This window comes from Streptomyces nojiriensis, assembly GCF_017639205.1.
Taxonomy (GTDB): domain Bacteria; phylum Actinomycetota; class Actinomycetes; order Streptomycetales; family Streptomycetaceae; genus Streptomyces; species Streptomyces nojiriensis.
Window position 1 is genome coordinate 4,789,560 of the sequence record NZ_CP071139.1, and the last position, 12,861, is coordinate 4,802,420.

10 protein-coding genes are annotated in these 12,861 nt (G+C 73.2%); 1 reads left to right on the forward strand and 9 read right to left on the reverse strand.

Features of this window, described 5'->3' with window-relative positions:
* Positions 1–19 precede the first annotated feature (19 nt).
* From JYK04_RS22325 to JYK04_RS22365, 9 genes are all read right to left on the reverse strand, one after another.
* Positions 20–1,120 carry a potassium channel family protein gene (locus JYK04_RS22325; RefSeq protein ID WP_189738201.1) on the reverse strand — a complete coding sequence of 367 codons (1,101 nt, stop codon included), beginning with the start codon at positions 1,118–1,120 and terminating at the stop codon, positions 20–22.
* Positions 1,108–2,466, reverse strand: a complete 1,359-nt coding sequence (locus JYK04_RS22330) for a molybdopterin molybdotransferase MoeA (protein ID WP_189738204.1) — start codon at positions 2,464–2,466, stop codon at positions 1,108–1,110. The genes JYK04_RS22325 and JYK04_RS22330 overlap by 13 nt, the downstream gene beginning before the upstream one ends.
* On the reverse strand, positions 2,463–3,326 hold the full coding sequence (locus tag JYK04_RS22335) for an NTP transferase domain-containing protein (RefSeq protein WP_189738207.1): 864 nt from the start codon (positions 3,324–3,326) through the stop codon (positions 2,463–2,465). Before JYK04_RS22335 ends, JYK04_RS22330 begins: the two co-directional genes overlap by 4 nt.
* 230 nt (positions 3,327–3,556) lie before the next feature.
* Positions 3,557–4,096: a bacterial proteasome activator family protein gene (locus tag JYK04_RS22340; RefSeq protein WP_030014634.1), complete on the reverse strand. Its 540-nt coding sequence runs from the start codon at positions 4,094–4,096 to the stop codon at positions 3,557–3,559.
* 106 nt (positions 4,097–4,202) lie between these two features.
* On the reverse strand, positions 4,203–6,962 hold the full coding sequence (locus tag JYK04_RS22345) for an FtsX-like permease family protein (protein ID WP_229875419.1): 2,760 nt from the start codon (positions 6,960–6,962) through the stop codon (positions 4,203–4,205).
* Between the two features lie 101 nt (positions 6,963–7,063).
* A complete protein-coding gene (locus JYK04_RS22350; RefSeq protein ID WP_189738213.1) occupies positions 7,064–7,816 on the reverse strand; it encodes an ABC transporter ATP-binding protein in 753 nt (250 codons plus the stop codon).
* A gap of 25 nt (positions 7,817–7,841) precedes the next feature.
* A complete protein-coding gene (locus JYK04_RS22355; RefSeq protein ID WP_189738216.1) occupies positions 7,842–8,495 on the reverse strand; it encodes a PadR family transcriptional regulator in 654 nt (217 codons plus the stop codon).
* Positions 8,496–8,592: 97 nt separating this feature from the next.
* Positions 8,593–9,105, reverse strand: a complete 513-nt coding sequence (locus JYK04_RS22360) for a hypothetical protein (RefSeq protein ID WP_189738218.1) — start codon at positions 9,103–9,105, stop codon at positions 8,593–8,595.
* Between the two features lie 173 nt (positions 9,106–9,278).
* Complete coding sequence (locus JYK04_RS22365) at positions 9,279–10,952, reverse strand: protein kinase domain-containing protein (RefSeq protein ID WP_189738220.1); 1,674 nt, start codon at positions 10,950–10,952, stop codon at positions 9,279–9,281.
* A gap of 229 nt (positions 10,953–11,181) precedes the next feature.
* Between JYK04_RS22365 and JYK04_RS22370 the strand changes: the two genes are divergently transcribed.
* Positions 11,182–12,804 carry a protein kinase domain-containing protein gene (locus JYK04_RS22370; RefSeq protein WP_189738223.1) on the forward strand — a complete coding sequence of 541 codons (1,623 nt, stop codon included), beginning with the start codon at positions 11,182–11,184 and terminating at the stop codon, positions 12,802–12,804.
* The last annotated feature ends 57 nt before the right edge of the window (positions 12,805–12,861 follow it).

Genomic DNA, 12,861 nt, shown 5'->3' on the forward strand with positions numbered 1-12,861 from the left:
AGGCTACGCCACGGCGCGGCTAATCGGCAGGTCCGAACTTCACCTGCGGCGAGCCGGGCGGCGTCGCCCGCACGATGGTGATGAGACGGTCCGTCAGCTGGATCGGGCTCGCGTGCGGATCGTCGTACGGGAGCAGCCGGTGGCCGCGCACCACGCTCACGACCAGGTCCTCGGTGTCCCGTACCGACTTGCCGGCCTCGGACTTGCGGGCGGGGCGTTCGATGAGGTCGAGGCCGCTGCCCTGCTGGATCAGGTCCTCCATCACGGTGCCCGCGCTCGGGCTGAGCACCGAGAGGCCCAGCAGCCGGCCGGCCGCGCTCGCGCTCGTGATGACCGCGTCCGCGCCGGACTGGCGCAGCAGCGGGGCGTTCTCCTCCTCGCGCACCGCCGCGACGATCTTCGCCCCGCGGTTGAGCTGCCGGGCGGTCAGGGTGACCAGGACCGCCGTGTCGTCCCGCTGGGTGGCGATGACGATCTGACGGGCCTTCTGCAGCTCGGCGCGGAGCAGGACTTCGGAGCGGGTGGCGTCGCCGACCACGCCCGTGAAGCCCTCCGCGTTGGCCGTGTCGATCACCTTGGCGCTGGGGTCGACGATGACGACCTGCTCCTTGGAGAGGCCGGTGGCCAGCAGCGTCAAAAGGGCCGAGCGGCCCTTCGTGCCGAAGCCGATGACGACCGTGTGCTCACGCAAGTTCTTCCTCCAGCTCTTCAGCCGCCACTCTTCCCTCGTCCGTTCCGTCAGGACTTCCAGGGTGGTACCGACCAGGATGATCAGGAACAGCACGCGCAGCGGGGTGATCAGCAGGATGTTGATCAGTCGCGCACTGTCGCTGTACGGCACGATGTCGCCGTAGCCCGTCGTGGACAGCGTCACCGTGGCGTAGTAGAAGCAGTCGAGGAGATCGACCTGCTCGTTGGCGTTGTCGTGGTAGCCGTCGCGGTCCAGCCAGACGATGAAGACCGTCAGGAAGAGCACGAACAACGCCATCAGCAGGCGCTTGGTGACCTGCCTCAGCGGGTTCTCGACGACGCGTTTGGGCAGTTTGATGCGCCGGGAGACGAGCTTCTCGTCGGCGCCGCGGGCCATGGAGTCCTGGCCGTGCAGTTTCACGTGAAACATCCTCCGGAAGCCCAGGGCAGATCGAGAATCTCCAGTTCCTGCCCGGACCGCGCGCCCTTGGGCGGTACGACGGCCAGCGCGTCGGCCGCCGCCACGCCGCGCAGCATCGCAGGTCCGTGGTAGCGCAGCGGCACCGCGTGCTCGTCGCTCAGCAGGACCGGGACCAGCCGGGTGTCGTACGGGTGGCCCGGTACGTCCCCCTGCACCGGCGCCGTGTAGCGGGGGCGCCTGCGGCGGCCGGCGAGGGCGCGCAGCAGGGGTTCGGCGAGGGTGAGCAGCCCGGAGACGGCGGCCAGCGGGTTGCCGGGCAGCCCGACGACATGGCGCACCGTGTTCTCGCCGTTTTCTCCGTTCACGTCGTTCTCGTCGGCGGCCCTGGACCCGATGCGGGCCAGCAGCATGGGGTGCCCGGGTCGCACCGCCACTCCGTCGACCAGCAGTTCGGCGCCGGCCTCCCGCAGTACGGGGTGGACGTGGTCGACGGGGCCGGAGGCGGTGCCGCCCGTGGTGATCAGGACATCCGCGGTGCTCGTGCGGACGGCCTCCAGCAGGGCCGCGGCCCCCGCCGGGTCGTCGCCGAGCCGCCGCGTGCCGGTGACCTCGGCGCCGAGGCGGTCGATCCAGGGGCCCAGCATGGGGCTGAGGGCGTCGCGGACCAGCCCCTCGTGCGGGAGGCCCTCGGTGAGCAACTCGTCGCCGAGGACGAGGATCTCCACGCGCGGGCGGGGCCGGGTGGTCAGCTCGTCGTACCCGGCGGCCGCGGCGAGCCCCAGCACGGCCGGCGTGACCAGGGAGTCGGCGGGCAGCAGCAGGTCGCCGGAGCGGCACTCCTGGCCCCGCGGGCGGATGTCCTGGCCGGTCAGGACGGGCCGGTCGGCGAAGAGCTGGGTGCCGGCCTCGCGGCAGTGCTCGCGGCGGATGACGGCGGTGGCGTCGGCGGGGATCCGGGCGCCGGTGGCGATCCGTACGGCCTCGCCGTCGGTGAGGGGCTCCGGCCGCTCGGAGCCGGCCAGGACGCCGCCGCCCGCGCGCACGCTCCAGGGGCCGGGGCCCGCGACGGCCCAGCCGTCCATCGCGGAGGTGTCGAAGGACGGCAGGTCGGTCAGCGCGTCCAGAGGGGTGGCCAGGACCTCGCCGAGGGCGTCCGCGAGGGGCACGCGGTGGGTACGGGGCCGCACCCGGCTCCCGGCGTGCGCGGCGGTGTCCCGCGCCCGCTGCCAGCCGGACGCGCGATGGCCGCCGGCACCGCCGCCGCCCGCGCCGCCCGTGGCGCCGCCCTCGGGGGTGCGGCTGACCAGCGCCAGGGCCTCGTCGAGGGCCTGCTCCGCGGAATTCGTGGGGGTCATCCGGAGCCGTTCCGTTCGGCGGTGTCGGCTGCGGCCTCGTCGGCCCACCGCAGCGCCAGGTCGGCCGCCTTGCGGGAGGCCTCGGCTACGGCCTGGGCGGGGTCGGCGCCGGTGGCGGCGGCCTGCGCGGCCGCGTAGCCGACCAGGAAGGTGGTCAGCGGGGCGGCGGGCCGGGCGACGCCGTGGGCGGCGTCCCGGGCGAGGTCGAGCAGGGTCTTGGTGTCGACGGGGAGGTCGATGCCCAGCTCACTCTTGACGGCGGTGATCCATTGCTCCAGCACGCCTCCATGCTCCCTGATCCGGGCGCGGGCGGCGGCGAGATCGTCCCAGGTGTCGCAGTCGAAGGAGGCGAGGGGCCGGGACGTGACGCGGGCGAGGTCCAGTTCGGCGGTGAGCGCACGGAGCGGGAGCCCGGTGAGAGCGCCGTGCTCGGCGGCGAGCAGGGCGATCTCCCGGCGCAGCGGCTCGGCCCGGTAGGCGGCGACCAGCGGCTGGTCCCGGCCGTCGGGGTCCCGCAGCATCGCCCCGTCCGCGCCGGGGGCGTCCAGCAGGGCCCGTACGGTTTCCCGGTCGAGGAACGGCAGGTCGGCGGAGAGTACGAGGACCAGCCCGGCGGTGGTCCGGCGCAGCCCGGCGTCCAGCGCGGCCACGGGGCCGCCGCCGGGCGGGTCCTCCCGGGTCCAGCACACCGGGCGCGCGGTGGCCCGGCGGCCGCCGACCACGACGGTGGTCCGGGCGTCCGGGCAGGCGTCGAGCACGCGGTCGAGGAGTGCGCGGCCGCCGACGCTCAGCGCGGGCTTGTCGGCCCCGCCGAGGCGCCGCGCGGCGCCGCCGGCCAGCACGATCGCGTCGTAGCTCATGCCCTTGAGTATGCGGCGACCATGTCCCTGGCGGGACCCGCACTTTCCGGGCCTCACTCCGCCGGGTGCGGCGCCGTTGCCGGGGGCGCTGCCCCCGGACCCCCGTGCCTCAATCGCCGGCGAGGCTGAAGGTGGCGGGGCTGAGGGTGGCGGGGCTGAAGGTGGCGGAAGCGGGTCCGGGCCGCGCCGGGGCGTGGGCCGGACCCGCTTCTTCCGCTGTCCGCCGGAGGCTAGAGGTAGGGGCCCGAGCGGATCGCGCCGTGGCCGCCGTCCTCGTCGTCGTCGTGCGGACCGCCCGGCGGGAGGGCGCGGCGCATCTGCTCCAACTGGGCCCGCGCCGCCATCTGCTGTGCGAACAGGGCCGTCTGGATGCCGTGGAAGAGGCCCTCCAGCCAGCCCACCAACTGGGCCTGGGCGATCCGGAGTTCGGCCTCCGAGGGAATGGCCTCCTCGGTGAACGGGAGCGACAGGCGCTCCAGTTCCTCCACGAGCTCCGGAGCCAGGCCGTCTTCCAGCTCCTTGACCGAGGCGGCATGGATGTCCTTGAGCCGGACCCGGCTCGCCTCGTCGAGAGGCGCGGCGCGTACCTCTTCCAGGAGTTGCTTGATCATGCTGCCGATCCGCATGACCTTGGCGGGCTGTTCGACCATTTCCGTCACCGGGACCTCGCGCGACTCGTCATCGGCGTCGCCGACGGCCGTCCCGTCCTGTCCCACGATCAGAACGTGCGGGGGGCTGTCCTGCGACCGTTCACTCCTCGGCATCTCCATGCCGTCATTCTCTCGCACACCTCCGTCCTCACTCGGTGTGCCCCCGTACAGTCGTGATCCACCCTGTACGGGGGCACCAGCCTGGGACCGCCCCCGGGCCCCGGCGCTACCCCGCGGCCCGGCGGGCCAGCGCGCCGCTGGAGCGGGTGACCAGGGCCGCCAGCAGGGCCGCGCCGATCGGAACCACGACGACCAGCCCGCCGAGGGTCTCCCACGGCACGGAGATCGGCACGAACGGCACCGCTTCCGTCATCGCCGAGAAGCCCTGCGCGATCGACTCCTGATAGAGCGCATCGGCTTCCCGCTGCTCGGTCAGGCGCAGGCCGACGGCGGGCAGGATCCCGGCCGCCGAGCCCAGGACGACGCCCATCAGGGCGACCACCCCGCACTGGAAGCCGCTCAGCGTCCGCCGCACCCGCGGCGCCGCGCCCACCGCGGCCAGCGTCTTCAGGTCGGCCTCCGCGTCGGCCTGGGCCAGCCCGGTGGCGATGCCGGCCGCACCGATGGTGACGAGCCCCGCGAAGACGGCGAGGGCCAGCATGACGAGGCTGTTGTCGCCCTGGTAGCCCGCCTCGATGCGCAGGGAGGCCTCCACGCCCATCCGGTCGATCTCCCCGTCCATCCGCTGGCGCTGCTCGCTGGTCGGCGCCCCGTCGAGGCTGAAGTACGAGCCCACCGGCGCGGTGACCAGCCCGGCGGCCTTGGCCGCCGAGGGCGGCAGGATCAGCTCGATGCCCCAGCTCTCGGCCGAGTCGGGTGCCAGGTGGACGGGGAGGACCTTGTCCTCACCGGGCGTCTCGTCGTAGTGCCCGCGCATGATGTCGTCCTCGCCCTGTTCGGTGATGATCCGCAGGGTGAGCTTGCCGTCCTTGACCTGGCGCTTGTCGAAGGAGACGGCCTGGCCGGCCTTGAGCGCGGCCACGGAGCCCGGGTCGGTGACCGCGAGCACGCCCAGCACCTGCTCGTCGCCGACGACGACGGAGTGCTGCGTGCCGTGCCGGGGTTCCTGGCAGCGCCAGTCCTGGCGCAGTTCCTTGCGCTGCGCGTCGGAGAAGGCCGCGCTGCTCTTGGGGTCCTCGTAGAGCGGGCAGCGCTGCTCCTTGGGCGTGATGACCTCGGCGCGGCCGCAGCCGGGGTCCGAGGAGAACGACTCGCAGCCGGGCTTGCCGACGACCAGCCGGTCGATGTCCGCCCGCCGGGCCAGCGGCAGTTCCTTGGCGAGGGCCTCGCGCAGGGCGGGCACGTCCTTGTACGCGCTGTTCTCGGTGGTCTCCAGCACCCCGGTTCCGTGCGGCAGTTCGGCCTGGTACTCGTGGCGCATCTGGACGTCGTAGCTCTGCTGGTACGTCGCCACGGCGACGGTTCCGGCGACGGCGGCCAGTACGGCGGCCACGGCGGGCGCCGTACGCCCGCGGTTGCGCACGGCGTCGCGCAGCGCGAGCCGCGGCGACAGTGGCAGCCACCGCCCGAGCCGGCCGAACAGGCCGACCAGGATCGGGGTGAGGGCGACGATGCCGAGTTCGGCGAGGGCGCTGCCGCCCGCCACGACGGTGCTGCCCAGCTTCGAGGTGGTGCCGTAGAGGGCGATCGCGGTGCCTGCGGCGACGGCGATCAGGCCGAGGACGGGCAGCACCCGGTTGGCGCGGCGGATGCCGCGGCGGCCGGTCAGCGAGGCCAGCACGGTCTGCCGGGAGGCGGTGACGGCCGGGACGATCGCGGCCAGCAGGCCGGTGATCACGGCGAGCAGGGCGATGCCGGCCAGTTCCAGCGGGCGCAAGTCGAAGCCGCCGAAGCGGTTTCCGAGCCCCTCCTCCAGCACCGGCCGCAGTACGACGGTGAGCAGGACGCCGACGACGGTGCCGGTGACGGCGGCGACGGCGCCGAGGACCAGGCCGCCGGAGAGCACGATGGAGCGGATGTGGCGCCGGTCGCCCCCGTTGGCGCCGACCAGGCCCAGCTGGCGGCGCGAGCGGCGGGCGCCGACCGCGAAGGCCGGTCCGGCGAGCAGGCAGATCTCCAGCATGGCCAGGCCCACGACGGTGGCCAGGATGGCCATCTCGACGGTCTTGTTGCCGTCGCGCTCGACCATCGCCTTCGGCTCGTCCCGGTAGAGCGGGATCTCGGAGTCGGCGGGCGGGTCGAGGACGACCGCGCGGGAGGTGACGACCAGGCCCTTGGCGTTGGCCGCCTTGACCGCGTCCCAGGTGACGCCCGCGTCGCCGCCGACCTTGACCAGGTACTTCTCGTCGGGGGTCAGTGTGCGCCCGCCGGACGCCACCAGCGCCTTGTTCAGCGGGTCGATCAGGGTGCCGGGCGGGGCGATGAGCTCGGGGCGCCCGAGTTCGTCCGGCAGCTCGTAGGCGCCGACGATCTTGTACGGGGAAGCGGCACCGCGCGGGGTGACCGAGGAGCCGACGAAGAGGCCGGACTCCTTCAGGAAGGCCCGGGTGGCGATGACCTCGCCGGGGTCCTTGGGCAGCCGGCCGCGGTCGAGCGTGACCATGCCCTTCACCAGGGGGCTGTGCGTGTCGAGTTCGCGCAGCTGGGTCTCGAGCAGCCCGTGCGTGGTGCGGACCTTGGTGTAGCCGCTGCTGTCCTTGACGACCTGGGTCCCGGGCGGGAGCGCGGACCCCACCGGTTCCGGCTTCTCCCGCGGGAACTTCGAGGGGTCGTAGTCCTTGTAGCCGCCGACGGGCGAGGATCTCGTGCCGTCGGGGTTCTGGTTGATGGGCCCGGAGATGTGCGAGTGGCCCACCCGTGCGTCGGCGGCGCCGATCATCCGGGTGAGGGTCTGCTCGGGGGAGAGTTCGGCACTGCGCAGTGTGAGGTCGGCGGCGCTGACCCCGACGATCGGCAGGGCGAGCATCGCGAGGACGAGGGAGCTGCGGCCCTTGGCGCGCCAGGCGTCGCGGCGGGCTATGCGCAGGGCCGCGATCCAGGAGTGGTACCAGCCTTGGAGCGGAGAGGTCACTGGCCGGCCGCCTGCCCGGAGAGGAGGGAATCGGCGTGGCTGCGCAGGGTCTCGTCGACCACGGTGCCGTCGCGCAGGAAGACCACGCGGTCGGCCCAGGCGGCGAACCGCGGCTCGTGCGTGACGAGGATCCCGGCGGCGCCCGCGTCGCAGCGGGCGCGCAGCAGGGCGAGGACGGACTCGCCGGTCTCGGAGTCCAGGGCGCCGGTCGGCTCGTCGGCGAGGACCAGCCGGCGGTCGCCGACGAGGGCGCGGGCGATGGCCACGCGCTGCTGCTGGCCGCCGGACATCTCGTCGGGGAAGCGGTCGGCGAGCCGGCCCAGGCCCATCTCCTCCAGCGCGGCGAGCGCGGAGGCGCGGGCCTTGCGGGCGGACATCCCGTCGAGTTCCCGCGGCAGCGCCACGTTCTCGGCGGCGGTGAGGGCCGGTATCAGGTTGTAGTCCTGGAAGACGTACCCGATGCTGCGGCGGCGCAGGGCGGCCAGCTGCTTGCGGCTCGCCGTGGTGATGTCGGTGCCCTCGACGATCACCCGCCCGCTGCTCGGGGTGTCGAGGCCGCCCGCGAGGGTGAGCAGCGTGGACTTGCCGGAGCCGGAGGGGCCCATCACGGCGACGAGTTCGCCGGGGAAGACCGAGAGGTCGATCCCGCGCAGGGCGTGCACCTCGGTGGCGCCGCTGCCGTGCGTGCGGACGAGTCGGTCCAACTGCAGTACGGGCCGCTGGGGCTGGGATTGGTGCTGGTCAGGCATGGAGTGTCCCCCCTGGAACGGTGGTTCAGCCGCGGCGCGTACGAGCGGTACGGGGCGGGGTGGCGGTGGTCGGGGCCGGGGTCTCGGCTGCGGCGGCCTGGGGTGGTTCGTGTTCCGCGGCTCTCCGGTCGGCCGGCAGGGAGAGCCGGACGAGCCGGGCTTCGCAGTGGTCCAGCCAGCGGGCCTCGGCCTCGGTCTGGAAGATCAGCTGTTCCAGGACGAGCAGCCAGGCCACGTCGTCGCGTTCGCGGGACCGGCCGCTCTCGACCGCGGCGAGCGCCGTGGCCTTGAGCCGGGTGTAGTCCTGCATCGCCTTGATCGTGGCGTGCCGCTGGGACTGGATGACGGCGCGGATGTCCACACCGGGGGCGCCCACGGCCATGGCGAGCTTGATGGACAGCTCGTCGCGGGGCGGGTTGGCCCGGTCGACGGGGCGCCCGTACCACTGGAGCAGCTCGGTGCGCCCGGCGTCGGTGATGGCGTAGAGGGTGTGGCCGGCGGCGTCCTCCCCGTCGGGGACGACGAGGCCGTCCCGTTCGAGACGGGCGAGGGTCGTGTACACCTGCCCGACGTTGAGCGGCCAGGTGGAGCCGGTGCGGGATTCGAACTCGGTGCGCAGCTGGGAGCCGTACCGAGGACCCCGTTCCAGCAGGGCGAGTAGCCCGTGACGGATCGACATACTCGGTATGTATACCGAGTATGTTCGCGCGCGGCAACCGTCCTGAGGCGTACGCCGCAGGGGGGACGCCCGCCCGGAGGGGGGAGGTCCGGGCCGCTCAGATCCCCCGGCGCAGGCGCATCCCGAGGTAGCCGAGACCGAGGCCCATCAGGGCGAATCCGGTACCGAGCGGCAGTATGTGCGCGGCCAGGTCGGCGGCCCGGTCGTTGGGCGCGGTGCCGAGGGCGGTGACCACCGACGGCGGCGGACTCGGGGCGGCGACGGCGGCGGTCGGCCGCGGCGGTGTCGGTGGCGGCGGCGGTGGCTGTGCCTGTGGCGGTGGGGAGGGCTCGGCGCGCGGGGGGTACACCGGCAGCGGCCGGGAGGCCACCGTCAGCTCCGGGTTCGCGGGCTCGCCGGCCGGCCGCCCGGGGTGTTCGCGCCCGACTCCGGCGACGCTGCCGGCCAGCTCCTCGTAGGGGTCGTCGGGCGAGGCGGGTGCGGCGGGTGCGGCGACGTGCCCGGCCGGGGCGAGGAAGGGGCCGGCGTACGCGGAAGCGGTGGGCGCGAGCGCGGCGGCGGCGAGGGCCGCGCAGGCCAGCCAGTGCGGCGGGCGGAAGCCTTGGATCACGGGGAGCCCCTCCCGTCCCGAGCCACGAGCTGCTCGCTGCGCGTCAGAGATATGCGCCCAGATTTACATAGTGGGGCAAAAGCGGCATCCCGGACGCCCCATCGGGGTGCCCGGGATGCCGGTGTGTCGGACTGCGCCGCGTGCGGCGCCGCTTGTCGCGCCCTGCGGGGCCGCTATTCGGGGTTGCCGGTCGACACGGTCAGCGTGTACTCCGTGCCCTCCTTGGCGATCTTGTCGCCGGCGGTCGGGGTCTGGAACAGCACCGTGTCCTTGCCGTACACGGCCTCGTCCTTGTACTCGATCTTGTACTTGCCGCCCGAGGCCTGGATGCACTCCTTCACGGAGAGCAGGTTCTTGTACTTGAGGTCCGGCGCCATGTACTTGCCGGCCTCGCTGTAGTGCTTCACCGGCTCCGTGCACTTCTTCGGGTCGATCGTGCGCGTCAGGTCGGGTCCCTTGTACCCGGCCTTCGCGGAGGCCGGCGCGGACGCGGAGCTCGCCGGGTCCGCCGTGGTGCCCCCCTTGTCCTTGTCGCCGCCCTGCATGATCGCCGCGATCAGACCGCCCACGGCCAGCAGGGCCACCGCGATCGCGCCGATGACCACGGGCCTGTTCCGCCTGCCGTCACCGGACGCCGCGGACGGCGCGGACGGCGCGGCCGTCGGGGAGATCGTGTACGGCGGCGGGGTCTGCGGCGCGTACTGCTGCTGCGGCGGGGGCGTGTGCGGGTAGGCGTAGCCGCCCTGCGCGTGCTGCTGCGGGGCCGGGGCCGGGGTGGGCGCGTACGGGGCCGGCGGCGGGGTGTGCGGCGCCTGGTACGGCTGCTGCACCGACTGCGGGGACGCCTGGTACCCGGACTCCACCGGCGGGAACACGGCCGAGGCCACGCCCGCGCCACTGCTCAGGGGCCCCTGGCCCTGGACGATGACCGGTGCCCCGGTCTGCCCGGAGCCCAGCACCCGCGCGACCTCGTCCCCCATGGCCGCGGCCGTGGGGAAACGCTCGTTCGGGTTCTTCTTCAGGGCCCGTGCCACCAGCGCGTCCATCGCCGGGGTCAGCGACCGGTTGATGGAGGACGGGGCGACCGGCTCCTCCTGCACGTGGGCGTACGCGATGGCCAGCGGCGAGTCCGCGTCGAACGGGATCCGCCCGGTCAGCAGCTGGAACAGCATGATGCCGACCGAGTAGAGGTCGGAACGGGCGTCGACCCCGCGCCCCAGCGCCTGTTCGGGCGAGAGGTACTGGGGGGTGCCGACGACCATGCCGGTCTGCGTCATCGAGGTGACCCCCGACTGCATGGCGCGGGCGATGCCGAAGTCCATCACCTTGACCACGCCGCGCTTGTTCACCATGACGTTGCCGGGCTTGATGTCGCGGTGGACGAGCCCCATCTCGTGGCTGGTCTCCAGGGCGGCCAGCACGTCGGCCGTCACCTTCAGCGCCTTGTCCGCGGGCATGGCCCCGTGCCGGCGGATGTCCTCCTCCAGCACCGAGCCGAGCGGCCGGCCCTCCACGTACTCCATGACGATGTACGGCATCACCGCGCCGTCAGCCGCGGCCGAGCCGCCGAACGTCACTTCGCCTTCGCCGGTGTCGAAGACCGAGACGATGTTCGTGTGCGACAGTTTCGCTACAGCCTGGGCCTCGCGGCGGAATCGTTCGCGGAAGGACTGCTCGCGGCCGAGGTCGCTGTGCAGCGTCTTGATGGCGACCTGCCGGTCGAGGGCCGAGTCGTACGCCAGGTACACGGACGCCATGCCGCCCGCACCCAGCAAGTCCCTTAGCTGGTAACGGCCACCGGCCAGAGAGCCGCCCGCGTACTGGCCCTGAGTGCCGTCCTGGCTCATGACTGTTGCTTCCCCTCGGGATGTGTCCCCACGCCGCTGGCCGGGCGCATATGGCGCCCAGTCTGCCCGAGGGCAAGCACACGTCAAGCCAGGTACCCGTTCCGTGACCACATGGGCACAGGCGGCCTTGTCCGAACGGTGACCGGTTCCGAGGCTGTAGCGTTCACCGGAGCACCGACGAAGAGGACGACCGCTGAGCGGCGACCGAGAGATACGACGGCGAGGACTGATGGCACCCGAACCCGATGGAAACGGCGCCGGGATGACCGATGGTCCTGAGCACTGGGGCGCCGGCGGCCTGGTGGGAGACGGCCGTTACCGGATGACGCACCGGCTGGGCCGCGGCGGCATGGCCGAGGTGTTCGCGGCCGAGGACGTCCGGCTGGGCCGGACCGTCGCCGTGAAGCTGCTGCGCGCGGACCTCGCCGAGGACCCGGTGTCCAAGGCCCGCTTCACGCGCGAGGCGCAGTCCGTCGCCGGACTCAACCACCACGCCGTCGTCGCCGTGTACGACTCGGGCGAGGACAAGGTCGGCCCCAACACCGTCCCGTACATCGTCATGGAGCTCGTCGAGGGCCGCACCATCCGCGACCTCCTGCTCAGTGCCGAGGCGCCGGGCCCCGAGCAGGCGCTCATCATCACCTCGGGCGTGCTCGAAGCCCTCGCGTACTCGCACCAGCACGGCATCGTGCACCGCGACATCAAGCCCGCGAACGTCATCATCACCGAGACCGGCGCGGTCAAGGTGATGGACTTCGGCATCGCCCGCGCCCTGCACGGCGCCCAGTCGACGATGACCCAGACCGGCATGGTCATGGGCACCCCGCAGTACCTGTCGCCCGAGCAGGCCCTCGGCAAGGCCGTCGACCACCGCTCCGACCTGTACGCGACCGGCTGCCTGCTGTACGAACTGCTCGCGCTGCGTCCCCCGTTCACCGGCGAGACCCCGCTGTCGGTGGTCTACCAGCACGTCCAGGACGCGCCGGTGCCGCCCTCGCAGCTGCCGGAGGGGCGTCATCTCCCGCAGGAGCTCGACGGCCTGGTCATGCGCTCCCTCGCCAAGGATCCGGACGACCGGTTCCAGAGCGCCGAGGAGATGCGCGGACTGGTCCAGTACGCGCTCCAGATGCTGCACGACCAGGGGCCGAACACCGGTACCTGGAGCACCGGCCCGGTCACCATGTCCCTGCCGCACGGGCGGGGCGGCGCCTCTGCCACCACGGCCATGCCCCTGCCCGGGAACGGCGGCCAGCAGCAGTACGGGGCGCACGCCTCGACCTCGCAGTTCCAGCAGCCGATGGTGCCGTCGCTGAACCCGGACGACGGCTCGGCCTTCCCCGGGGGCCACGGCCCGGCCGGCAACGGCGGCTACGACGGGTACGACGGCTACGACGACCGCGGTGGCGGCGGCAGCCGTTGGAAGGCGTGGCTGTTCGCGGTCCTCGCGATCGTCGCGGTCATGGGCGGCGTGGCCTACGCCGTCAACAGCGTGGGCAAGACGGACAAGAAGAAGCCGGAGACCACCCAGAGCACTCCGAACGACCAGCCGAGCAAGTCCGCCTCCCCGAACCTCACCCAGCCGCCGGCGACCCAGGACAACCCCCCGGCCACCGCCGACAATTCGCCCCCGCCGACCCGGAGCCGGACGCAGAGCTTCAGCCCGACGCCGACGGCCACCGCGACGCACACGCCGACGGGCACGGCCTCGCCGAGCAGCTCGCCGGTGACGAAGTCCCCGACGGCCCCGCCGACGACGCCGTCGACGAAGCCGTCGACGAAGCCCACGGAGACGAGCGGCGGCGGCGCAGGCGGCGCGGTCGGCGGCGGTGGCGCCCCCAGCTCGGAGGAGTGAGACGGATACGCGGACGGGCCCGGCGGAATCAATTCCGCCGGGCCCGTTCCCGTATCC